The sequence below is a fragment of the Rodentibacter sp. genome, from assembly GCF_057314195.1.
This window is the reverse complement of record NZ_DBHLAM010000032.1, coordinates 2,888-26,875: the sequence shown is the minus strand read 5'-3', so window position 1 is coordinate 26,875 and position 23,988 is coordinate 2,888. Positions and strand designations below refer to the sequence as shown.

At 46.1% G+C, this 23,988-nt stretch carries 24 protein-coding genes; 11 read left to right on the top strand and 13 right to left on the bottom strand.

Going from position 1 to position 23,988, the window contains the following annotated elements; genetic code table 11:
* Positions 1–65: 65 nt before the first annotated feature.
* Positions 66–545: a transcription elongation factor GreB gene (gene greB, locus ACO59Y_RS04960; protein ID WP_486131171.1), complete on the top strand. Its 480-nt coding sequence runs from the start codon at positions 66–68 to the stop codon at positions 543–545.
* Between the two features lie 158 nt (positions 546–703).
* Here greB and slyD read toward each other — a convergent pair whose 3' ends face one another.
* The 3 genes from slyD to rraB form a co-directional block, all read right to left on the bottom strand.
* On the bottom strand, positions 704–1,354 hold the full coding sequence (gene slyD / locus ACO59Y_RS04955; RefSeq protein WP_486131169.1) for a peptidylprolyl isomerase: 651 nt from the start codon (positions 1,352–1,354) through the stop codon (positions 704–706).
* Between the two features lie 66 nt (positions 1,355–1,420).
* Positions 1,421–2,137 carry an SIMPL domain-containing protein gene (locus ACO59Y_RS04950; RefSeq protein WP_486131167.1) on the bottom strand — a complete coding sequence of 239 codons (717 nt, stop codon included), beginning with the start codon at positions 2,135–2,137 and terminating at the stop codon, positions 1,421–1,423.
* A 49-nt stretch (positions 2,138–2,186) separates the two neighbouring features.
* Positions 2,187–2,639 (bottom strand): ribonuclease E inhibitor RraB, encoded by a 453-nt coding sequence (gene rraB, locus ACO59Y_RS04945; RefSeq protein WP_486131165.1) that lies wholly within the window; start codon positions 2,637–2,639, stop codon positions 2,187–2,189.
* Between the two features lie 105 nt (positions 2,640–2,744).
* On the opposite strand from rraB, the gene truD reads away from it, so the two are divergent.
* From truD to ACO59Y_RS04915, 6 genes are all read left to right on the top strand, one after another.
* Entirely contained in the window at positions 2,745–3,758 is a 1,014-nt protein-coding gene (gene truD, locus ACO59Y_RS04940; protein WP_486131163.1) for a tRNA pseudouridine(13) synthase TruD, read from the top strand.
* A gap of 52 nt (positions 3,759–3,810) precedes the next feature.
* Entirely contained in the window at positions 3,811–4,551 is a 741-nt protein-coding gene (gene surE, locus ACO59Y_RS04935) for a 5'/3'-nucleotidase SurE (RefSeq protein ID WP_373603581.1), read from the top strand.
* 40 nt (positions 4,552–4,591) lie between these two features.
* Positions 4,592–5,167 carry a YqaA family protein gene (locus ACO59Y_RS04930; RefSeq protein WP_486131203.1) on the top strand — a complete coding sequence of 192 codons (576 nt, stop codon included), beginning with the start codon at positions 4,592–4,594 and terminating at the stop codon, positions 5,165–5,167.
* 13 nt (positions 5,168–5,180) lie between these two features.
* Positions 5,181–5,366: a lipoprotein gene (locus ACO59Y_RS04925; RefSeq protein WP_373603580.1), complete on the top strand. Its 186-nt coding sequence runs from the start codon at positions 5,181–5,183 to the stop codon at positions 5,364–5,366.
* A gap of 13 nt (positions 5,367–5,379) precedes the next feature.
* Complete coding sequence (gene nlpD, locus ACO59Y_RS04920; protein ID WP_486131160.1) at positions 5,380–6,564, top strand: murein hydrolase activator NlpD; 1,185 nt, start codon at positions 5,380–5,382, stop codon at positions 6,562–6,564.
* A gap of 267 nt (positions 6,565–6,831) precedes the next feature.
* The gene (locus ACO59Y_RS04915; protein ID WP_486131158.1) at positions 6,832–7,764 is read left to right on the top strand and encodes a hypothetical protein; all 933 of its coding nucleotides are present in this window, start codon (positions 6,832–6,834) and stop codon (positions 7,762–7,764) included.
* A 78-nt stretch (positions 7,765–7,842) separates the two neighbouring features.
* Here ACO59Y_RS04915 and purL read toward each other — a convergent pair whose 3' ends face one another.
* From purL to ACO59Y_RS04870, 9 genes are all read right to left on the bottom strand, one after another.
* A complete protein-coding gene (gene purL / locus ACO59Y_RS04910; RefSeq protein ID WP_486131156.1) occupies positions 7,843–11,733 on the bottom strand; it encodes a phosphoribosylformylglycinamidine synthase in 3,891 nt (1,296 codons plus the stop codon).
* A gap of 281 nt (positions 11,734–12,014) precedes the next feature.
* The gene (deoD, locus tag ACO59Y_RS04905) at positions 12,015–12,734 is read right to left on the bottom strand and encodes a purine-nucleoside phosphorylase (protein ID WP_486131154.1); all 720 of its coding nucleotides are present in this window, start codon (positions 12,732–12,734) and stop codon (positions 12,015–12,017) included.
* 91 nt (positions 12,735–12,825) lie between these two features.
* Positions 12,826–14,076: a NupC/NupG family nucleoside CNT transporter gene (locus ACO59Y_RS04900; protein WP_486131152.1), complete on the bottom strand. Its 1,251-nt coding sequence runs from the start codon at positions 14,074–14,076 to the stop codon at positions 12,826–12,828.
* A 190-nt stretch (positions 14,077–14,266) separates the two neighbouring features.
* Positions 14,267–14,899: a pyridoxamine 5'-phosphate oxidase gene (gene pdxH, locus ACO59Y_RS04895; protein ID WP_486131150.1), complete on the bottom strand. Its 633-nt coding sequence runs from the start codon at positions 14,897–14,899 to the stop codon at positions 14,267–14,269.
* A 78-nt stretch (positions 14,900–14,977) separates the two neighbouring features.
* On the bottom strand, positions 14,978–15,625 hold the full coding sequence (hisIE, locus tag ACO59Y_RS04890; RefSeq protein WP_486131148.1) for a bifunctional phosphoribosyl-AMP cyclohydrolase/phosphoribosyl-ATP diphosphatase HisIE: 648 nt from the start codon (positions 15,623–15,625) through the stop codon (positions 14,978–14,980).
* 363 nt (positions 15,626–15,988) lie between these two features.
* Positions 15,989–16,762, bottom strand: a complete 774-nt coding sequence (gene hisF, locus ACO59Y_RS04885) for an imidazole glycerol phosphate synthase subunit HisF (RefSeq protein WP_486131146.1) — start codon at positions 16,760–16,762, stop codon at positions 15,989–15,991.
* The gene (gene hisA / locus ACO59Y_RS04880; protein ID WP_486131144.1) at positions 16,744–17,490 is read right to left on the bottom strand and encodes a 1-(5-phosphoribosyl)-5-[(5-phosphoribosylamino)methylideneamino]imidazole-4-carboxamide isomerase; all 747 of its coding nucleotides are present in this window, start codon (positions 17,488–17,490) and stop codon (positions 16,744–16,746) included. The genes hisF and hisA overlap by 19 nt, the downstream gene beginning before the upstream one ends.
* 75 nt (positions 17,491–17,565) lie before the next feature.
* Entirely contained in the window at positions 17,566–18,162 is a 597-nt protein-coding gene (hisH, locus tag ACO59Y_RS04875; RefSeq protein WP_486131142.1) for an imidazole glycerol phosphate synthase subunit HisH, read from the bottom strand.
* A gap of 388 nt (positions 18,163–18,550) precedes the next feature.
* Entirely contained in the window at positions 18,551–19,282 is a 732-nt protein-coding gene (locus tag ACO59Y_RS04870; RefSeq protein WP_486131140.1) for a glutathione peroxidase, read from the bottom strand.
* 121 nt (positions 19,283–19,403) lie between these two features.
* Here ACO59Y_RS04870 and oxyR point away from each other — a divergent pair, with 121 nt between their 5' ends.
* Together oxyR and fabR are read left to right on the top strand one after the other, a co-directional pair.
* Positions 19,404–20,309 carry a DNA-binding transcriptional regulator OxyR gene (oxyR, locus tag ACO59Y_RS04865; protein WP_486131138.1) on the top strand — a complete coding sequence of 302 codons (906 nt, stop codon included), beginning with the start codon at positions 19,404–19,406 and terminating at the stop codon, positions 20,307–20,309.
* Positions 20,309–20,935, top strand: a complete 627-nt coding sequence (gene fabR / locus ACO59Y_RS04860; RefSeq protein WP_373603567.1) for an HTH-type transcriptional repressor FabR — start codon at positions 20,309–20,311, stop codon at positions 20,933–20,935. The genes oxyR and fabR overlap by 1 nt, the downstream gene beginning before the upstream one ends.
* 38 nt (positions 20,936–20,973) lie before the next feature.
* Here the strand turns inward: fabR and ribB are convergent, their stop codons facing one another.
* Entirely contained in the window at positions 20,974–21,621 is a 648-nt protein-coding gene (gene ribB, locus ACO59Y_RS04855; RefSeq protein ID WP_486131135.1) for a 3,4-dihydroxy-2-butanone-4-phosphate synthase, read from the bottom strand.
* 465 nt (positions 21,622–22,086) lie between these two features.
* Here ribB and nadR point away from each other — a divergent pair, with 465 nt between their 5' ends.
* Positions 22,087–23,193: a multifunctional transcriptional regulator/nicotinamide-nucleotide adenylyltransferase/ribosylnicotinamide kinase NadR gene (gene nadR, locus ACO59Y_RS04850; RefSeq protein WP_486131133.1), complete on the top strand. Its 1,107-nt coding sequence runs from the start codon at positions 22,087–22,089 to the stop codon at positions 23,191–23,193.
* A 1-nt stretch (position 23,194) separates the two neighbouring features.
* Positions 23,195–23,884 carry a metallophosphoesterase family protein gene (locus ACO59Y_RS04845; protein WP_486131131.1) on the top strand — a complete coding sequence of 230 codons (690 nt, stop codon included), beginning with the start codon at positions 23,195–23,197 and terminating at the stop codon, positions 23,882–23,884.
* The last annotated feature ends 104 nt before the right edge of the window (positions 23,885–23,988 follow it).

The following is a 23,988-nucleotide window of genomic DNA, read 5'->3' as shown; positions in this document are numbered from 1 at the left end:
GATATGGCGGCATCGACGCGCTTCCCCGAGTTACGCTTTTCCACCGAAACCTTATTCGATTAATTATGGCAAAATCAAATTACATCACACGCCAAGGTTGGAACGCCTTGGATCAAGAACTCAAATTTTTGTGGAAAGAAGAACGCCCGAGAGTCACGCAAGCGGTGTCCGATGCAGCAGCATTGGGCGATCGCAGCGAAAATGCCGAATATATTTACGGCAAACGCCGGCTACGCGAAATCGATCGCCGCGTACGTTTTTTAACCAAACGTTTGGAAGTGCTGCAAATCGTCGATTACCACCCTAAACAAGAACAAAAAGTCTTCTTTGGCGCTTGGGTAGAACTGGAAGAGGAAAACGGCGAGATAAAACAATATCGTCTGGTTGGTAGCGACGAATTTGATCCCGCCAAAAACTGGATTTCTATCGATTCGCCGGTAGCGCGCGCCTTAATCGGCAAGGAAGTCGACGACGAAGTCAAGGTCGAAACTCCGTCCGGATGCGTAACGCTGTATATAAATCAAATTTGGTATGAAAAAGTGTAAGTTAAAGTTTAGACCGCGCGATAGTACACAAGGCGCGTAATTTTCTTACCAACGACAGTCCGATTGCCACGACATCGCCAATTAGAACCACATTGAACGCGCGTCAAAACAAAAAAGGCAACCTAGGGTTGCCTTTTTTGTTATGTGGAATGCTGTGATTAATGTCCGCCGCATCCACAGCCGCCATGACCATGACCGTGGCCATGTTCGTGTTTGTGAGCGCCGCCACAACAACCGCCATGTTCATGTTCGTGTTCGTGCTCATGTTCGTGAGCATGGTGATGGCCGTGCCCGCCACAACCGCAGCCGTGGCCATCTTCATCGTCATGATGATGGTGATCGTGCGCGCCGTGCACATGGCCATGAGCGATTTCTTCCAAAGTCGCTTCGCGGGTAGCGACCACTTCTACGGTAAAGTGTAATTCTTGACCGGCTAACATATGGTTACCGTCCACGACGACTTCGTCATCGTCCACTTCGGTAATCACCACAGGAACCGGGCCGATGTCGGTGTCTGCCAAGAAACGCATTCCCACTTGCAATTCATCTACGCCTTGGAACACCTCTTTTGGTACACGTTGCACCATGCTTTCGTTGTATTCGCCGTAACCTTCCTCCGGTTGCACACGCACTTCGAATTTATCGCCCACCGCTTTGCCTTCAAGGGCTTTTTCAAGACCGATGACTAAATTATTGTGGCCTTGTAAATATTCCAACGGTTGATTCGCCGGCGCCTCGTCCACTAACACGCCGTCTTGCGTGCGCACTTGGTAAGCAATGCTCACCACCACGTTTTTTGCTACGTTCATTGCAGTTTCCTTATTTGTATAAAAAGTGTCGCCATTGTATAGAAGAAAAAAGAATTGTATAGCAAATTAATCGCTAAGCAACTCGATTCGTCCCTCAACACGCATACGTACGGTTTCTTTGCCATTCTCCAACGGCACCGCATTGGAGGCAGATTCCGAAAGCGTAAGCGCGGATTTCGCCGTCGGCTCATAATAGACGCGCGCATAATTGTGTTCATTGGCTGCAGAGATATTCAAATCCATCACGCGATAATTTTTCATCTGCAGAGTATTTTGAATTAACAAAGCTTTATTTTTGAATTTTTCCAGAACGGCTTGAGTGAGTTCGTTTTCTACATGCGTTAATTTCTCGTCGGACACCGATGCCGAAATATTTTCGATTGCGAGCGTGTCGTCTAAGGCGTTAATTACGTCGGACAGCGCTTGCGAATCTTTGCTTTCCAACATAAGTTCAACGCGCGCCAGCCAGCCGCTTTGTTTGCCTTTGCCATCATATTGCACCATGGTATTACGCGTGTTGCCTTGAATTGCCACTGCAGGATATTGTTTGGCGATGCCGATTGCTTTATTTAAACGCGTATTAACGGTTTTATTGAGCTCCGACAAATTTTTGCCTTCGCTTTGATAGAATAAATTCACTTGCATTAAATCGCGTTCGATTTGGCGTTCCGCCTCGACATTGAAGGCGATGACATTGTTCGGTTGTGCGGCGTCAGCGTCAGCGCGCGCCGATAAAACAAAAGAAAAGGCCAATAAAGCGAGACTTAAGGTTTTTAATTTCATCATTTCTCCGTAAAAAAGACCGCACGATTTAGATGCGGTTTGAAGTTAATTAATGTAAACGCTTGCCTTCGGCTTCCTCTTCGACTTCTTCCTCCTCCTCTTCGTCCTCTTCGTCGAAAAATTCGCCGTCATTACCATATTCGTCTTCGTCGGCGTTCGGATCCTCAAAATAGGTGCCCCAACCGTCGTAAACGCCTTGATGCCGTTCGATTAACGGCAAAATTTCTTTTTGTTGCGCGTCGATAATTTCTGCCTTTAATTCCACTTCGCTAATAATGTCGAAACAAAAAAGCGGCTTGCCGTCATCATCTTCAAACTCTTCCGCTTCAGACACTTCATAGCCCATTTTGAACGCATCCAGCGCGATTTTTTCTAATAAGTCGAAATTATCATGCGCCACGTGATGTTCAATAATATAAAGTGCAGCAGGATCGCTGCCGTCGTTTAACAAATCGGCGATAATTTCGCGAGTTTCACTTTGAAGCTCGGTAAAGTCAGTCATAATCGGTTCCTTATTGGGGGTAAAAAGTGCGCTTATTTTAGTGGATAAATAGGCGAAAGTCGCATAAAATTTCGCTCCGTTATTTTTCGATAAAACCCCGAAATCATGCTCGAACAATTGCCTTATCTCACCTTAAGCGCGCCACCACAATCTACCGCGTTGCTAAAACAACAATGTGCCGATTTTATTGTAAAAGAAGATCTCGGCTACGACATGTCGGGCGAAGGCGAATTCGTGGCATTGAAAGTGCGCAAAACCGACGCAACCACTTTATTTGTCGGTGAAAAATTGGCGAAATTTGCCGGCGTATCGGAACGCAATATGAGTTATGCCGGCTTAAAAGATCGTCAAGCCGTTACCGAACAATGGTTTTGCCTACAGATGCCGGGACGAGAAACGCCGGATTTCAGCCGCTTTGAATTGGAGGGCGTGGAAATTTTAGCCGTGACCCGACATAACCGTAAAATCCGTACCGGCAGCTTACGGGGCAATTATTTCGAAATTTTATTACGCAGCGCGCAACCGACCGATGAACTGAAAACGCGCTTGGATTTGGTGCAAAATGTCGGTTTTCCGAATTATTTTACAGAACAACGTTTCGGTCGCGACGGTTATAATCTGACGCAGGCATTGCGTTGGGCGCAAGGTGAAATTAAGGTCAAAGAGCGTAAAAAACGCAGTTTTTTCCTGTCCGCTGCGCGTAGCGAAATTTTTAATTTAGTGGTGGCGGCGCGCATTGAGCAAGGCGTGGCGAATCGAATTTTGCCGAACGATATCCTGCAATTAAACGGCTCACACAGTTGGTTTCAGGTTGCGGAAGGTGAAAATAGCACCGCATTGGAGGCCCGTCTGGCGCACAATGATATCTTACTCACCGGGCCGTTAATCGGCGAACCGAACCTCGCCGCCGCAGACATCGAAAATACGATTGTGGCGCGGCACGATGCGTTTGCACCATTGATGAAACAGGAAAAAATGAAAGCCGCGCGCCGTCCGTTATTAATGCGCGCGCAGGATTTTCATTGGCAATTTATCGAAGACGGGCTGAAATTAAATTTTTACCTACCGGCAGGCAGTTATGCCACCGCATTGGTTCGAGAATTAGTTAAGCTTTGTTGAGCTCACAAATATGACATCTGCGATCTATAGCTCCCAATCATAAGGAAGTACAATGCGAATTTTATTAAGTAATGACGACGGCTTTCACGCCGAAGGCATTCGGGTTTTAGCGGCGGAATTGCGCAAATTTGCCGATGTAGTGATTGTCGCACCGGATCGTAACCGCAGTGCGGCTTCCGGTTCGCTGACCTTAGTGGAACCGTTACGTCCGCGCCATTTGGATAACGGTGATTATTGCATTAACGGTACGCCAGCGGATTGCGTACATTTGGCGTTAAATGGCTTTTTGTCCGGCCGAGTGGATTTGGTGGTGTCAGGTATTAACGCCGGTTGCAATATGGGCGACGATACGCTGTATTCCGGCACCGTAGCTGCCGCATTGGAAGGGCGTCACTTGGGCTTACCGGCCATCGCAGTGTCGCTGGACGGCCGTCAGCATTATGAAACGGCGGCGCGTGTGGTGGCGGATTTGATTCCGAAATTGCATAACCAATTATTAAACCCACGTGAAATTATTAACATTAACGTGCCGGATCTACCTTACGACGAACTCAAAGGTTACCAAGTGTGTCGTTTAGGTTATCGTTCTTCCGCGGCGGAAGTGATTAAACAAAAAGATCCGCGGGATGAAGCCATTTACTGGATCGGTCCTTCCGGCTTGCCACAAGACGAAAGCGAAGGTACGGATTTTTATGCGGTGAAAAACGGCTACGTTTCCATCACACCGATTCAAGCGGATATGACAGCGCATCACTCATTGCAAGCTTTACAAGGCTGGTTGGAACGTGAATAATGCGTTTTTTTGTCGAATTTAAATGCAAAAGATGAATAGAATAAATATTTTTGGTGCAATGTACGATAAAACCATGGCTTGGTCGAAGCACCGTTTTGCGGCGTTTTGGTTGTCTTTCGTGAGTTTTATCGAAGCGATCTTCTTCCCGATTCCGCCGGATGTGATGTTAATTCCGATGTCCATGGCAAAGCCAAAAAGTGCAATCAGATTCGCACTTTATACAACGATTGCTTCGGTCTTAGGCGGAATGATCGGTTATGCCGTTGGTTATTTCGCCACCGATTGGGTGCAAGGTGTCGTGCAACAATGGGGGTACGGCGCACATTGGGCAAAGGCAGTCGGCTGGTTTGAACAATGGGGCGTGTTGGTAGTGTTTGTTGCCGGCTTCAGCCCGATTCCGTACAAAGTTTTTACGATCTGTGCGGGCGTGATGCAAATGGCATTTTTGCCGTTCGTCCTAACCGCGCTGATTTCTCGCGCAGCGCGTTTCTTGCTCGTAGCGAAATTAGCCGCTTGGGGCGGGGAAAAATTTGCCGCAAAATTACGCAAATCTATCGAAATTATCGGCTGGTCAGTTGTTGTACTTGCCGTAATTGCTTATTTAATTTTGAAATAAAATAGGATAAATAATGAACAAATTATTACTTGCCTTATCTATCGCGTTCGTACTAAGCGCGTGTTCTTCCGAACCACCAAAAGACGCTGAAAGCTTACCGGACGGCATCATGCTGCCGGTGGAGGGGACCGGCGCTATCGCCGGCGGTAGCTTTATGCCGGAAATCGAATATCAAGCTATGCCGAACGGAATGAAATAAGAAGGAAAAATAAATGAACAAATCGTTTTTACTCTTGCCTTTAAGCGTTGCGATTTTGACGGCCTGTTCTTCAAATACGCAAGCGCCGATTGAAAATGCCGGCGGCTCTCTTTCTCCGGGAATAATGCAACCGGTTGATAATCGCAATGCTGGCGGTAGTTGGCAACCTGAAATTCAACAAAATTCTATGCCGAACAATATGGGTAACAGCGTGCCTGCCGGCAAACAAGCACCACAACCAAATTTCCAACCAACTTATCAGCCCGCTGCGCAAACGCAAACACAAGCGCAAACTCAAACCGTGAGCAAAACCGTTTCCGATTGTAGTGGAGCGCAGCATGTTAATGTGCCGCGCAACCCAAATACCAATGCACCGGATTACAGCCAGATCCAAAAAGGTTCTTACAAAGGTGCCACTTATAAAGTGAACAAAGGCGACACCATGTTCCTTATCGCATATCTGGCAGGTATTGACGTAAAAGAGTTAGCGGCCTTAAACAATATGTCCGAACCTTATCATTTAAGTGTAGGGCAAACCTTGAAAATCGGTAATTGTTCAACTAAAACCATCACCTCGACCGTCGCTGCGAGCACCGCATCGAACGCGGTGAACAGCACACCCGCAGTCACCTATACGCCGGGCGCAAACGGCACGCAAATTGGTTCAGACGGCAGCATTATCGGCCCGGTTAAATCCGGCGCCGGCGTACCTTCCGTCACACCAACACCGACTTATAACACGTCAAGTAACACACCAAGCGCGCCGGCCGCCACGGAAGAAAATACAACGGCGACAAACGCTAATGTCATCGCGCCGATCGCTTCTAATGTTGCTTGGCAATGGCCGGCAACAGGCAACATCATCCAAGGTTTTTCTAATTCTGACGGCGGTAATAAAGGAATCGATATCGCGGGCTCACGCGGTCAAGCGGTTAAAGCGGCAGCCGCGGGGCGCGTGGTCTATGCCGGCAACGCACTACGCGGTTACGGCAACCTAATCATTATTAAACATAATGATGATTTCTTAAGTGCTTACGCACATAACGATAAAATTCTCGTTGCCGACCAACAAGAAATCAAAGCGGGGCAAGAAATTGCCAAAATGGGCAGCTCAGGCACCAATGCGGTAAAACTCCACTTTGAAATTCGCTACAAAGGCAAATCGGTGGATCCGACCCGTTACTTACCGAGACATTAATTCGGCCACCACCCACACAAACGCCGCAATATCTGTTATTGCGGGTTTCCACTAAAAATAGCACCGCATTGAAGGCTTCAATGAAGCTTTCAATGCGGTGCTATTTTTAACTCCGACAAATCACCGCTAGCGCGCGTCTCCCGACGCGTGCCAAAAATTCAGAGCATAAAAAAGCACGCGTCAGGAGACGCGCGCTATTGTGGAGAAATTTTATAATCCATAATGTATAATAAATAGCCTATTTTTTATTTAAAAGAGAAAAACAAAATGACTCTAGAGATTGGACTTATTAGCATCCCAGTAATCATTGCCGCCATGTTAAAAATTCTAAAATATTTAGATGATGCTTTTGGTAATGGTAGTATTGCAAAAAAAATTCCTAAATTTTTACAAGATCTTAAAACTCAAAGAAAAGTATCATCTTTCCTTGTAAATTCAATCTTTCTGACTGATATAATTTATGGAAAGAAAATTATTTCCTGCAGATCATTTATATCTTCAAGCATCATAAGCTCTCTATGGATTTTAATATTGTTATCTTATTCTTATTTATTATCACACCCTAATAAACAATGGATATTTGGTAATCCAGTCACACCTATAATATATAACTTTCTTTGGTTTTTCTTTATTGGAATAGTAATTGATTATATCTCATCTTGCATTACTCGCTGGTTATTTAATAGATATATAAATTCTCATATAATCAAACAAATACTAGTTGTAATTTTCAATACCGCTCTATCAATAACCATCTTTGTTTTATCTTATACCACAATAAAGGAACTACTTTTTACACGAAATTTTTCTTTTAATACATTTTATAACAACTTAGTTTCTTGGATATCTAACCCTATGGAAGTTAGTATATTATTTCAATTTATTACAGATGCTTATTTAATAGATAAAGGTGATGGCTCATTCGACATTATAAATGGAAATACTGAAGTATTTTTTGCTTTCCCTGAAGGAATAATATTTTTATCAAGCTTATTAACTTCACTATGGTCTTGGGTATTCCTTGTGGCATTATTAACTAATAAAGCAACACGCTATCTAGATAAAAGTAAAGATTTCTTATTGCAACAGTCATCTATTGATAGCAAGCCTATATTTACTCTAGGAATAATTATTACTATATTATTAGCCCCAATATGGATTGTTTTATATATTGCAAGTTTAATTTATACCACGTTATGAAATATTAACGGATAGATATAGATTCTAAGGTATAAATAAAACCGACTATTTCCAGTCGGTTTTATTTATCTTAAATTATTAAAGCTGCACCCTCGCATTCCTAAAAATCCGCATCCAAGCCCCATCTTCCCCCCACTCTTCCGGATGCCATGAGTTGCTCACGGTGCGGAAGACGCGTTCCGGGTGTGGCATCATGATGGCGACGCGACCGTTGGTATTGGAAAGGGCGGTGATGCCGAGGGCGGAGCCATTCGGGTTCGCCGGATACACTTCTGTCGGGTTGAGGTTGTTATCGATGTATTGCGCCACGATCAAGTTTTGTGATTGAAGTGCGGTTAAATTTTCAGGTGTTTTGAATTCTACTCTGCCCTCACCGTGGGAAACGGCAATTGGCATGTGGGAGCCTGCCATGCCTTGGAACCATAGGGAGTTGCTTTCGTTAATGCGAACCAAGGCGGCGCGGGCTTCGAAACGTTCGGATTTATTGCGCACGAAACGTGGCCAGTTTTCTGTGCCCGGAATGATTTCCGCTAAAGTGGAAAGCATTTGGCAGCCGTTACAAATGCCAAGTGCGAGCGTATCTTCACGTTCAAAGAATTGGCTGAATTGATCCCGTAAGTGTGGGTTAAATAAAATGGATTTCGCCCAACCGCCACCGGCGCCGAGCACGTCGCCGTAAGAGAAGCCGCCGCACGCCACCAAGGCATTGAAGTGTTGCAAGTCATAACGGCGGTTGTGCAAGTCGCTCATGTGTACGTCGATAGCCTCAAAGCCGGCGCGGTCAAATGCAGCCGCCATTTCAACATGGCTGTTGACGCCTTGCTCGCGCAATACCGCCACTTTCGGACGTTTACCGGTGGCAATATAAGGCGCAGCAATGTCTTCGCTTGGGTCGTAGGTTAAATAGGCGGAGAAGCCTTTGTCCTGCGGATTTTTCTTCGCGGCAAATTCTTGGTCGGCACATTCCGGGTTGTCGCGCAAGCGTTGCATTTGATGGGTCAATTCCGCCCAAATGCCGCGTAAGTCGGAGCGTTTTTCATTGAGTAACACTTTGTTGCCACGGGTGATTTCGATTTCGTCGTCTTCAGTCACGGCGCCTAATTCTTTCACTAAGTGCAACACATTGTGTTTAGCGAAGACGTCGCGCACGAGACTCAAATCGCTGTCGCGCACTTGAATCACTGCGCCTAATTCTTCGTTAAATAACACGGCTAAATCGTTGTCGCCCAAGGCGCTGATATCCACTGCTACGCCACAATGTCCGGCAAAGGCCATTTCTGCCAAGGTGACGATTAGCCCGCCATCGGAGCGGTCGTGATATGCCAATAATTTTTCTTGCGCCACCAAGTCCTGCATGGCGTTAAAGAAGTTTTTCAATGTGTCGGCGTTGACTACATCCGCCGGTTTGTCACCAAGTTGCGCATACACCTGCGCTAACGCCGTAGCACCCAAGCGGTTGTTGCCTTCGCCCAAATCCACCAACAACAAGCGGGATTGCCCTTTGTCAGTGCGTAATTGTGGGGTGACGGCTTTTCGCACATCTTCCACGCGGGCGAAGGCGCTGATAATCAAAGAAAGCGGCGAAGTCACGCTTTTTTGCTCGCCATTTTCCTGCCAAGTGGTTTTCATGGACATGGAGTCTTTGCCCACCGGAATGGTTAAGCCTAATTGCGGGCAAAGTTCTTCGCCCACGGCTTTCACCGCGGCATATAATCCAGCATCTTCGCCTTTGTGGCCTGCGGCGGACATCCAGTTGGCAGACAATTTAATGCGTTTAATGTCGCCGATATTCGTAGCGGCAATGTTGGTGAGGGATTCTGCCACGGCTAAACGGGCAGAGGCAGCGAAATCGAGTAATGCTACCGGCGTACGTTCGCCCATGGACATGGCTTCGCCATAGTAGCTGTCTAAGGTCGCCGTGGTCACTGCGCAGTCTGCCACCGGTACTTGCCACGGGCCGACCATTTGATCACGCGCCACCATGCCGGTCACCGTGCGGTCACCGATGGTGATTAAGAAGGTTTTTTCTGCCACCGCAGGCAAACGAAGCACACGATGTAACGCCTCTTTTAATTGAATTTGGCTTTGTTCGAGCGGTTCGCCATTAACGCTTGCGGTTTGCACATTGCGGGTCATTTTCGGGGTTTTGCCGAGCAACACGCCCATCGGTAAATCAATCGGATTGTTGTTGAAATGCTCGTCATGTAAGGTTAAATGTTCTTCTTCCGTGGCTTCACCGATCACCGCATAAGGCGCGCGTTCACGACGGCAAAGTTCCTCAAAGTGCGGTAGTTTTTCCGGGTGAATGGCAAGCACATAACGCTCTTGTGATTCGTTACACCAGATTTCCAATGGGCTCATTTCGCGCTCATCGCTTAAGATTTTGCGGAGCTCGAATTTACCGCCACGGCCGCCGTCATGCACCAATTCCGGCATAGCGTTAGATAAACCGCCCGCGCCCACGTCGTGAATAAAGGCAATCGGGTTGTCATCGCCCAGCTGCCAGCAACGGTCAATCACTTCTTGGCAGCGACGTTCCATTTCCGGGTTGTCCCGTTGTACGGAGGCGAAATCCAAGTTTTCTTTGGATTTGCCGGATGCCATCGAAGACGCTGCGCCACCGCCCAAGCCGATGTTCATGGCAGGGCCACCAAGCACAACCAGTTTTGCGCCCACCGGAATGTCGCCTTTTTGCACGTGTTCGGCACGAATGTTGCCGATACCGCCCGCCAACATGATCGGTTTGTGGTAGCCACGTACTTCTTCGCCGTTGAAGCTATTTACTTTTTGTTCGTAAGTACGGAAATAGCCGAGCAATGCAGGGCGACCAAATTCGTTGTTAAACGCCGCACCACCTAAGGGGCCTTCCAGCATAATGTCTAAGGCGGAAGCAATACGGTTCGGTTTGGAAAGCGGCGCTTCCCAAGGTTGTTCAAAGTTTGGAATGCATAAGTTGGATACAGAGAAGCCCACCAAACCCGCTTTTGGTTTGGCGCCGCGACCGGTCGCTCCTTCGTCACGGATTTCGCCACCGGAGCCGGTTGCCGCACCCGGGAATGGGGAAATGGCAGTCGGGTGGTTGTGGGTTTCCACTTTCATCAAAATATGGGTATCTTCATTGTGATAACGGTAAATGCCGTCTTGATCCGGGAAGAAACGCCCCGCTTTGGAGCCTTCCATCACCGCCGCGTTGTCTTTATACGCGGAAAGCACAAAATCAGGGGTTTTCTCAAAGGTATTTTTGATCATTTTGAACAGGGATTTATCCTGTTTTTTGCCGTCGATAACCCAGTCGGCATTAAAAATTTTATGGCGGCAGTGTTCAGAGTTGGCTTGCGCGAACATGTACAGTTCGATGTCGTGCGGATTGCGTCCAAGTGCGGTGAAATTTTCCATCAAATAATCGATTTCATCTTCCGCCAATGCCAAGCCAAGTTCCACGTTGGCACTTTCTAAAGCACTGCGTCCGCCGTTTAAAATATCCACGGTTTTGAACGGTTTTGGTTCTTGTTGACGGAACAACACTTCCGCCTCATCAGCCTTGCGCACTACGGTTTCCATCATACGGTCATGTAAAAGTGCGGTCAGTTTTTCCGTCGTTTTTTCATCTAACGGCTGTGTCAATTCAAAGTAATACACCAAACCACGCTCAATACGTTCCACTTCATTTAAGCCGCAGTTATGGGCAATATCGGTGGCTTTAGACGACCAAGAGGAAATGGTGCCGACCCGCGGAATCACAATAAAACTTTCCCCTTTGGCTTCATGTTCGGCAAGAGTCTGGCCGTAATGGAGTAATTCTTTGAGCTTAGTTTCCTGCTTCTCCGAGAGCACCGCATTGAGTTCTACAAAATGTACGTATTCGGCATATACGGCATTCACCGGCAGATCATTTTGTCGGAATTTTTGCATTAAGGCGTTGATACGGAATTCGGAAAGGGCAGGTGAGCCACGGAAAATTTGGAACATGAGGATTACCTTTGAGGTTGAATTGAAACAAAAATTGCGAGCTATTATAAAGGAAAATCGAGGGAAACGAAAACGTTTGCGCAGCAGTTGAATTGCGTTTGAGGGCTTTTGTCGGTGCATTTTTTGTGTAATGCGATACTGAATTAGTAAGCCGTCAATGCGGTGCTAAATCAGTAAGTCGCCAATGCGGTGCTGAATCAGTAAGTCGCCAATGCGGTGCTAAATCAGTAAGTCGTCAATGCGGTGAAATTCACCGCATTTTTCTTTCTTAAAAACGCCAATTACGCGTTTTTATCATCAATTAAAATACTTTCTAATGCGATTTCGATCATTTCATTGAAAGTCAATTGACGCTCTTCGGCACTGGTTTGTTCGTGCGTACGAATGTGATCCGAAACGGTGCAGATCGTTAATGCGCGTGCGCCAAATTCAGCTGCGACGCCGTAGATGCCCGCCGCTTCCATTTCCACGCCGAGGATGCCATATTTTTCCATTACGTCGAACATTTCAACGTCCGGCGTGTAAAATAAATCGGCGGAAAATAAATTACCCACTTTGACCGGAATACCTTTTTGTTTAGCCGCTTCAACCGCCGCACTGGTCAAACCGAAATCGGCGATAGCGGCGAAGTCGTTATCCTTAAAACGAATGCGGTTCACTTTGGAGTCAGTACAAGCCCCTAAACCGATAATCACATCGCGCACCTTGGCGTCCATTTTCACGGCGCCACAAGAACCGACACGAATGATCTTTTTCACGCCATATTCGGTAATTAATTCTTTCGCGTAGATGGAGCAAGACGGAATGCCCATGCCATGTCCCATTACGGAAATTTTACGGCCTTTATAAGTGCCGGTAAAACCAAGCATATTGCGCACATTGGTCACTTCTTTGACGTCTTGCAAAAATGTTTCGGCGATATATTTAGCGCGTAGCGGATCGCCCGGCATCAGCACCGCATCGGCAAATGCACCTTCGGGTGCGTTAATGTGTGGAGTCATGCTATTACCTCTTTTTTGACTAAATTAAAATAAAGGCACCACGTATATCCGTGGTCGTGGTGCAAAAAACTTTCGGAAAATCGTTCGTACTTTATAGTGCCGTGCCACTTAACCCAATAAAAAGACCTGCAATGGTAGCGCTCATTAAGTTAGCCAGCGTACCGGCAACGACTGCTCTCAAACCTAAGCGTGCGATGTCGCCACGACGATTCGGAGCAATTCCGCCCAAACCGCCGATTAAAATAGCGATAGAGCTGAAATTGGCGAAACCACACAGGGCGAAAGTGATAATCGCTTTGGTTTTTTCGCTTAATACCACAGCCGCATCCGGTTGTAAGTATTTGGCAAATTCAAGATAGCCTACGAATTCATTCACTGCGAGTTTCATCCCAATCATTTCGCCGGCAATACCGGATTCTTGCCAAGATACGCCGATTAAGTACGCAAGCGGTTTAAAGATCCAACCAAAGATGGATTGTAAGGTTAACTCGCCGTAACCAAACCAACCTCCGATACCGCCTAAAATGCCGTTAATCAACGCGATTAACGCCACGAATGCGATCAACATCGCGCCGACGTTTAGAGCCAATTGCATACCCGCACTGGCGCCGCCTGCCATGGCCTCTAACAGGTTGGACGGTTTCTCAGCGTCGGTGATTTCAGGTTGAATATCGTTAAATTTTTCGGTTTGCGGATAAAGAATTTTTGCAAACAACAAACCCGCCGGCGCCGCCATGAATGATGCGGCGATTAAGTAAGTCAGAGAAACGCCCATCCCCGCGTAGCCGGCCATCACAGAACCCGCGATGGATGCGGTGCCGCCGGCCATGATGGCGAACAGTTCGGATTCGGTCATCCGGCTGATATAGGGTTTTACCACTAACGGCGCTTCGGTTTGCCCTACAAAAATGTTTGCCGCAGCAGACATAGATTCCGTTTTGGAAGTACCCAATACTTTTTGCAATGCGCCGCCGATGATTTTAATCACGACTTGCATAATGCCTAAGTAGTAAAGTACGGAAATCAATCCGGAGAAAAAGACAATGATTGGCAACACTTTTACGGCAAAAATAAAGCCGGTTGGTTTGCTTGGATCGGCTAAGCCGCCAAATACAAAGTTAATCCCTTCATTACCGTAGGCAATCACATTAGCCACTGCATCGGCAGTCGCGCCTAAGGCGTTTTTACCTGCCGGTACATATAAAATAAGGGCCGCAAATCCGATTTGAATTGCAAGAGCCCCTATCACTGTTCGCCAGTTGATTGCGCGACGATTGTTAGAAAATAAAATTGCGATGGCGAGTAATACCGCCATACCCAGAATGCCCATTAAAACATCCATACATACCTCGGCTCATTGAATTAAAAATGGCGTCATTCTACCGTTTTTTGCCAAACTATGTGAACTTTTTCGGGAAAATAACGCCAATTTCGAATGAATTGGAATTGCTCAATATATGAACGCACACCGCATTTTTTCGTATGAACCAACTAGGTAATTTTTTTACGTTGAAGAAAGGGAGCAATTACCACTAAGGCGAAAGGCGTTCTCGGATCCATTCGCTATTTTCTAAGCGATAACGAATGCGATCATGCAAACGGCTTGGACGACCTTGCCAAAACTCGACCGCATCGGGCACCACTAAATAGCCGCCCCAATGCGGTGGTCGTGGGACATTCAGAGGATGCTTGGCCGCCATTAATGCGGCTCTGGCGAGCAATGATTGATAACCGGAAATAACCGCACTTTGTTCGCTCGCCCAAGCGCCGATGCGACTGGAATATGGACGACTGGCAAAATATTCGTCCGATTGTGTGGCAGGAATTTTCACCGCTTTGCCTTCAATACGTACTTGACGTTCCAATTCGGGCCAAAAGAAAGTCAATGCAACGAACGGATTACATTCAATAGCGCGTCCTTTGCGACCGTGATAATTGGTGAAAAATACGAAACCTTGTTCGTTTACTTCTTTTAACAATACAATGCGGCCGCTTGGTCTGCCGTTTTCATCTACTGTCGCCACATTCACTGCGGTCGGTTCGTTTACTTGACCGGTTATCGCTTCATTCAGCCAAAGCTCAAATTGTTTAATTGGGTTCTCATGACAATCGTGCTGCGATAACACACGTTTACGGTATTCTTCGCGAATATTATGTAAATCCATCTGGTTTCCTTTATTGCTATAAGTTTACTCTTTTAACAAGCATTTCGCGTTTTACTAAAAAGGACGAAAACATCAATATTATTTATTCGCCCCTTCCTGATGCAACCCGATCCCTTGATGGCGCTCTTGTAACTTAGCAATAATATCGCACCAACGTAGTTCTTGATTATGTAATAGCACGGTTAAGTGATAAACCAAATCCGCTGCTTCGGAAATGATTTCCGCCTTGTCACGGGTTACTGCGGCAATGGCCGTTTCCACGCCCTCTTCACCAACTTTTTGAGCGATTTTATTGATGCCTTTAGCATGTAGAGTTGCTGTGTATGAGCTTGTAGGAGCAGCGTTTTTCTTCTCGGCAAGATGCTGCTCTAATTTAGCGAACCACGTCCAGTTTCCAACCGCTTCTCGCTCAAATCGATGGAAACAGCTTTTTTCCCCCGTATGGCACGTTGCTCCTATGGGATTCGTCAAAATCAATAAGGTGTCCTGATCGCAATCCAAGCTCATATCCACCACGTTTAAAAAATTGCCCGAGGTTTCCCCTTTCGTCCACAGATGGTTTTTCGTACGGGAAAAAAACGTCACTCTTTTCTCCGCTAAGGTTTTCTCCAACGCCTCCGGATTCATATACCCCAGCATCAACACCTCACAAGTGGTAGCATCCTGCACGATAACAGGGAGGAGGTTATTGATTTTTTGCCAGTTGATGTTTTGTGTGTTTAGCATCGTTTTTCCTCAAAATTTAGTCTAAAAAAAGGTTACAAAGAAATTACGATAGCCCCAAATTTCCTCATAATGCTTAATCGTATTTTCTGCTGTTATATCGTGATCGTAATTTGTCGTTTTTGCGCCTTTTTTTCATAACTTACTCTTCTGCTTATTTCAGCACGCGTTAGAATTCGTACGCCATCGTTTTATAAAATGCCGCTGTTGCACAAAACTGAAATGAACTCACAAAATAGCACCGCATTGAGGCGCCCTCCAATGCGGTGCTATTTTATAACTCCGATTCATACTTCATTCAGATGGCTTTATATATTTGCTACATGATACTGAAAAATACTTTCAAAAACGACCGCACTTTTCGCGTTAGCACCGCACTTCCACGCCTTCCTGCGCCAAATAATCTTTCAGTTCACCGATATTAATAATCTGCTTATGAAACACACTCGCGGCTAGCGCGCCATCCACATTGGCTTCCATAAACGCATCGCGGAAATGCACCATTTCGCCCGCGCCGCCGGAGGCGATTAGCGGGACGTGGCAAGCTTGGCGTACCAGTTTCAGTTGCGCTAAATCATAGCCGTTGCGTACGCCGTCTTGGTTCATCATGTTCAACACAATTTCGCCGGCGCCGCGTTGTTGCACTTCGGCTACCCAATCTAACAACTGCCAGTTGGTTTGACGGGTGCGTTTTTCATCGCCACTGTATTGGTTCACCCAATATTTGCCCGTTTCCTGCTCAAACCAGCTGTCAATGCCCACCACGATGGCCTGCACGCCAAAACGTTCCGCCAAGCGGGAAATCAAATCAGGGTCGGCAAGGGCGGGAGAATTAATGGAAATTTTATCCGCGCCGAAAGCAAAAATCTGTTCGGCATCCGCGATGGTTTTAATGCCGCCCGCCACACAGAACGGAATGTCGATGACTTGCGCCACGCGCTCCACCCAGCTTTTATCCACGGTGCGACCGTCAGAAGAGGCGGTAATATCATAAAACACTAGCTCGTCGGCGCCTTCCTGCGCATAACGTTGCGCCAGCGGCACGATGTCGCCGATGATTTCATGATTACGAAACTGTACGCCTTTCACCACCTGTCCGTCGCGCACGTCCAAACAAGGAATTATCCGTTTTGCCAACATTCAATTGCCTCCGCTACATTAAATTTGCCTTCCAACAAAGCACGCCCCACAATTACGCCCGCCACGCCTGTGCCTTTGAGAGCCTCGATATCCGCCAATGAACCGATGCCGCCGGAAGACTGGAACTGCACATCCGGAAACTTGGCGCATACTTCACGATAAAGTTGCACGTTGGAACCCGCCAGCGTGCCGTCGCGGGAAATGTCGGTGCAAAGCACATGTTGCAAGCCAAAAGTGCGGTAGTTTTCCACGACGTTTTCTAGGGTCAGCGCACTGGTTTCCTGCCAACCTTTAATCGCTACCAGTTTCTGCCCGTTTTCAATGCGCACGTCTAGCGCCAACACGAATTTCTCCGCGCCATATTTAGTAAACCAGCCTTGCACCATATCGGGTTGTGTCACTGCCGTAGAACCAATCACCACGCGGTTCGCGCCTACCGCAAGCAAATCGGCAACATCCTGTTCGGTACGAACGCCACCGCCCACCTGAATGTTGCTTTGCGTGGCGGCGATAATCTTGCCGATAAGTGCGGTTTGTCTTTTCGTTGGCTCTTTGGCACCGGTTAAATCAACCAAATGCAACTGCTGCGCACCTTGTTGAATATAGCTTGCGAACTGCTCAATGGGATTGTCGCTGTAAGTGGTCTGCTGCGCATAATCGCCCTGATGTAGGCGGACAACGTGCCCGTCGATAAGATCGAGGGCGGGGATAATTTGTGATGTTTGCATAGGTTTTCCTGTGTAATGTAATCAGTTCCCCTCTTTAGCAAAGAGGGGGATCGTGCGTTATTTTAGATCTGTAGTCTATTTCACCTTCTCCACAAAATTCCTCAACAATAACGCGCCGTTTTTACCCGAACGTTCCGGATGAAACTGCACACCGTAGAAATTTCTATTGGCGATGGCGGCGGAGAAATCTACGCTGTAATGGCTTGTCGCAAGCGTGTTTTGATTGGGTTGCACGGCGTAGCTGTGCACAAAATAAAAATGACTGTCCTGTTTAATGCCGGTAAACAGCGGATGGTCTGGCGTGTAACGCACTTTGTTCCAGCCCATGTGTGGCAACGGCAAACCGCTATCAGGGATAAGATCCGTCTGCCCACTCATTAAGCCGAGTGTCGCCACATTGCCTTCGGTGGAAAATTCGGTCATCAACTGCATACCCAAGCAAATACCAAGCATAGGTTGGGTGGCGTTGCGGATGCAATCAATCAGGTTACGTTCTGCCAAATTCCGCATCGCCGCCATTGCCGTGCCCACACCGGGCAGCAGCAATTTATCGGCAGATTGAATTTTGCGAATATCTCGCGTAATTTCGGCGCGATAACCCAAGCGGTTAAAAGCAAATTTGACAGAGGAGAGATTAGCGCAGCCGGTGTCGATAATAGTGATATTTTGCATAATTTCCTTTTTACAAAATTAATTATTGTGAATACTTGAATTTATTGTATCTATCTATATTTATACATCTAAGTATATAACTTTTGTTATATATGATACATGTAGTAACCTTACTAAATTTTAGAGGAGATGCATTATGAAATATTATCCTGGAGAATCAGTGCCTCAATCAGGTATCTACGGACAATACTCTGAAAGTGGTACAAAAGTAAATGAAGTAACCTGTGTAAAAGGCGAACCATTTCCACCCACCCCACGCCCTAATATGTATTACCAATTAGTGAGAGCAACTCGTTAGTTGACATAAAATAAAAAAACCGAATCTCAAATGAGATCCGGTTTTTAATCATACAAATCCTAAATAAATAACGCTAAATCACTTTCCTGATTACGCAAAATATTTTTCTAAATCGTCGCTACCACCAATGTATTCGCCGCCAATGAAAACTTGTGGCACGCTGGTTTTTCCGGTAATCGCACACACGGAAATGGTGCTTGCATCACGACCTAACACGATTTCTTCAAAAGTAAATCCTTTTGCTTTTAACAATGCTTTTGCTTTTGCACAGAATGGACAACCCGGTTTTGTGAACACGGAAACGGACGGTTTGGCTGTCCAACCCGGTTTTAAATATTTCATCATCGTATCCGCATCGGAAACTTTAAACGGATCACCAGGCTCTTCCGGTTCAATGAACATTTTTTCAACTACGCCGTTTTTCACCAGCATAGAATAACGCCATGAACGTTTGCCAAACCCTAAATCTTCTTTACCAACAAGCATACCCATACCTTCGGTAAATTCGCCATTACCATCCGGGATAACCGTGATATTTTCAGATTCTTGATCGGCTTTCCAAGCGTTCATCACAAAAGTATCGTTTACTGAAACGCAGATAATGTCATCCACGCCGGCCGCTTTAAACTCGCAAGCCAATTCGTTATAACGCGGTAAATGCGTGGATGAACAAGTCGGCGTAAACGCCCCCGGCAATGAGAACACAACAACGGTTTTGTTATCGAACAATTCGCTTGTAGTCACATCGACCCAAGCATCGCCTTGACGCGTGTGGAATGTAACGTTCGGTACTTTTTTACCGGTCATATCGGTTAAAGCCATATTTTTTCTCCTTAATTTGAGGTGAAGTTTTACTTACGGGCTGGATTATAATGAAACTTGTGATATAGTTACAATCAATTAATTCTATACTATTGATTGAATTTTTCTATAAGGAAACATCATGAACATTCGCGATTTAGAATACTTAGTAGCGCTATCAGAACATAAGCATTTCCGCCGCGCAGCGGACTCTTGTAATGTCAGCCAACCGACTTTGAGCGGCCAAATCCGCAAATTAGAAGATGAACTCGGCATTATTTTATTAGAACGCACCAGCCGCAAAGTATTATTTACTCAATCCGGTATGTTACTTGTGGAACAGGCCCGTACCGTATTGCGCGAAGTGAAATTATTAAAAGAAATGGCGAGCAATCAAGGCAAAGAAATGACCGGCCCGCTACATATCGGTCTAATCCCGACGCTAGGGCCTTATTTACTGCCTTACATCGTACCGACTTTAAAAGAATCTTTCCCGGATTTGGAAATTTTTCTTTACGAAGCGCAAACCAGCCAACTGCTAGAACAACTTGAAACCGGCCGATTGGATTGTGCGATTTTAGCCCGCGTTCAAGAAACCGAACCTTTTATCGAAGTACCGATTTTCAACGAAAAAATGCTGCTGGCCGTTTCGGAAGCCCACCCTTGGTCAAAAGAAGAAAAAATTTCGATGAATCAACTTAAAGGACAAGAAATGCTTATGTTGGACGATGGCCATTGCTTGCGTAATCAAACCATGGATTACTGTTTCGCCGCCGGTGCAAAAGAAAATTCGCATTATCAGGCAACCAGCTTAGAAACCTTGCGTAATATGGTAGCCGCCAATGCAGGAATGACGTTTATGCCCGAGCTTGCAGTATTAAATGAAGGCTCACGTAAGGGGGTAAAATATATTCCTTGCCACTCCCCGGAACCTACTCGTTCTATCGCTCTCGTGTACCGACCCGGTTCGCCGTTACGGAACCGCTATGAACGCGTCGCCAATGCGGTCGGATCTGCGGTGAAGTCTATTCTTGCGGGAGAAAAATAATGGCCGGTGTTCGTGCAATCCAAAAAGAAAAAACCCGCCGTGCCCTTGTAGATGCGGCGTTCAATCAACTTAGCGCGGAAAAAAGTTTTTCTAATTTAAGTTTACGTGAAGTGGCGCGTGAAGCCGGTATTGCGCCAACTTCTTTTTATCGTCATTTCGGTGATATGGACGAGCTCGGTTTGGAAATGGTGGACGAAGCCGGTTTGATGTTGCGCCAACTCATGCGCCAAGCGCGCAAACGTATTGATGCAGGCGGCAGTGTAATTGCCGTTTCGGTGGGCACCTTTTTTGAATTTATCACCAATAGTCCTAATATCTTTCGCTTATTACTGCGTGAAAGCTCCGGCACCTCCCAAGCGTTTCGCACCGCCGCCGCACGAGAAATCAAACATTTTGTGGACGAACTGGCGGAATATATCGCCCAGAAAAACGGTTACTCTCAATATATTTCTTACGTACAAGCAGAAGGCATCGTCACCATTGTTTTTACTGCCGGCGCCAATGCGTTGGATATGAATAAATCGGAACGGGATCAACTTAAACAACGCGTCATTCTACAGTTACGGATGATCGCAAAAGGCGCTGACTTCGCCGCCCATAAAGAAAAACATACGCAACATAAGTAACCCATTGCCACTCCGATTTGCTCCCGTACCGGCTTAACCTAAACCTTATGCGCCAAACGATACGCCACTAAGTCTTCAATGGTCAGCACGGAATAACCCGACTTTCGGGCAAATGCCACGATTTCAGGCGCACGCGCCATCGTGCCGTCGTCGTTAGTGATTTCACAAATTACACCGGCTGGCTTAAAACCGGCAAGGCGGGCCAGATCAACGGAAGCTTCGGTGTGACCGCGACGCGTTAATACGCCGTCATTAGCGGCGCGAAGCGGGAAAACATGTCCCGGGCGATGTAAATCCGCCGGCACCGCATTGTCGGCGATTGCGGTTTGAATCGTCGTCACGCGATCCGCCGCGGATACACCGGTAGAAACTCCCTTTGCCGCCTCGATCGTCACTGTGAATGCGGTTCTGTTTACGCTGTTGTTATGTTTCACCATCGGCGGTAAATCAAGTTGTCGGCAACGTTCGTCAGTAATGCACAAACATACAATACCGCTGCCGTAACGAATAAGTTGCGCCATTTGTTCCTTTGTAATGGTTTCGGCCGGGAAGATTAAATCACCTTCGTTTTCGCGATCTTCATCATCTAATACAAGCACGCCGTTGCCGCTTTTGAAGGCATTGATTGCGTTAAGTACGCGTTCTTCGGCATTATTGCCGAACGGGGATAAAATTGACTGATTCATCGTAATTTCCTTTTGTCGCTTTAAAATTAACCAGAATCAGGGCTGAGAAATGCAAATAAAAAGAACGGGTTGGCAAGCCAATCCGCTTTATTCTCTTTCATCCAGACTTTACTGTCGGCCTTGGAATTTCACCAAATCTGCTGTCTTTGGAAAACATGTCGCTTTTTGCCGCTGTACGCAGTGGAAGGCATTTCAATGCGGTGCTATTTCGCACTTCCATTTTATTCCTTTCGTCACTGAATAAGCTTTTTTCTTTAAACGAAGAAGGTGAAGGCAATAAGCCAAAATACTCATTATTTTCCAAACGCTCGTGGGCTGTCACCACCGGTAGGGAATTTCACCCTGCCCTGAGAATGCGCGCTCAGTATAGCGTAAAATCTCCCTTCAGAAAAATCAGAACGTGAAAAATCCGCCTATTTCGCCTACAATAGTCGGCATTCATTCTTATGTGACAAAAGGTCAGCCATGTCAGCAACGAAAGAAAAAAAAATCGGCGTAATTTTTGGCAAATTTTATCCCGTGCATACCGGCCACATTAATATGATTTATGAGGCATTCAGTAAAGTGGATGAACTGCATGTGATTGTCTGCAGCGATACCGAGCGCGATTTAAAATTGTTTTACGATAGCAAAATGAAACGTATGCCGACGGTGCAAGATCGCTTGCGTTGGATGCAGCAGATTTTTAAATATCAGAAAAATCAAATTTTCATTCACCATTTAATTGAAGACGGCATTCCGAGCTATCCGAACGGCTGGCAATCTTGGAGTGAGGCGGTGAAAACGTTGTTCTACGAAAAAGGTGTTCAGCCATCTATCGTATTCAGTAGCGAACCGCAAGACAAGGCGCCTTACGAGCAATATTTAGGTTTGGAAGTTTCGTTAGTGGATCCGGATCGTACATTCTTTAACGTATCTGCCACAAAAATTCGCACTACACCGTTTCAATATTGGAAATTTATCCCGAAAGAAGTGCGTCCGTTTTTTGCAAAAACCGTGGCGATTTTAGGCGGCGAAAGCAGCGGTAAAAGCGTCTTAGTGAATAAACTGGCAGCGGTTTTTAATACCACTTCCGCTTGGGAATATGGACGCGAGTTTGTGTTTGAAAAGCTCGGCGGCGATGAGCAGGCAATGCAATATTCCGATTACCCGCAAATGGCGCTAGGGCATCAGCGTTACATTGATTACGCAGTACGCCATGCGCATAAAATTGCCTTTATCGACACGGATTTCATCACCACTCAAGCGTTTTGTATTCAGTACGAGGGCAAAGCTCATCCGTTTTTGGATTCAATGATCAAAGAATATCCATTTGATGTGACCATTTTGCTAAAAAACAACACGAAATGGGTGGATGACGGTTTACGCAGTTTGGGTTCGCAAAAACAACGCCAACAATTTCAACAATTATTAAAAAAATTATTGGATAAATACAAAGTGCCTTATATTGAAATTGAGTCACCAAGTTATTTGGATCGTTATAACCAAGTGAAATCGGTGATCGAAAAAGTGTTAAACGAAGAAGAATTGGACGGTTTACAAAACGGTCCAAGCATTTTGAAAAGCAAATAAGATGATTTTATATGCAGGCGATCCGCACGGAAATTACGACCACCTCTATCCTTTCGTGCTGCAAAATGAGAAGGTTGCCTTGATTATTCTGGGCGACTTGCAACTTTCTTCGCCGGACGCATTGGATAAACTAGCACAATATTGTGATATTTGGTTTATTCACGGCAATCATGACAGTAAAACCGTTGCCGCATTTGAAGCGATTTGGGGAACGCAATGGAAAACCCGTAATTTGCATAATCGTATTGAAAATATTCAGGGCACCCGCATTGCGGGCTTGGGCGGCGTGTTTCGAGGACAAATCTGGATGCCGCCGAATCGTCCGATGTTTTTCGATCCGATTCATTACTGTCAATACAGCCCGCAAGAAAAAATCTGGCACGGTGGCGTGCCGTTGCGCCACCGCACATCAATTTTTCCTTCCGATATTGAAGTTCTTGAAAATAAACAAGCGGATGTGTTGATCTGTCACGAAGCACCAAAACCGCATCCAATGGGCTTCCAAGTCATTAATGATCTCGCCCAGAAAATGGGCGTAAAACATATTTTCCACGGACATCACCACGACAATTATATTTATCGCACACAATATCCTTACAAAATTACAAATGTCGGATTTCGCAGTTTAACAGACGCGGAAGGTAATTATTTATTGAAAAACATTGATGATCGGGAAGAACACTCGAGTTAAACCGATGCTTTTAAAACTAATGAATTAGGAAGTAGATAAAGGAGAGAAGTTGGCGCACCCGAAAGGATTCGAACCTTTGACCGCTCGGTTCGTAGCCGAGTACT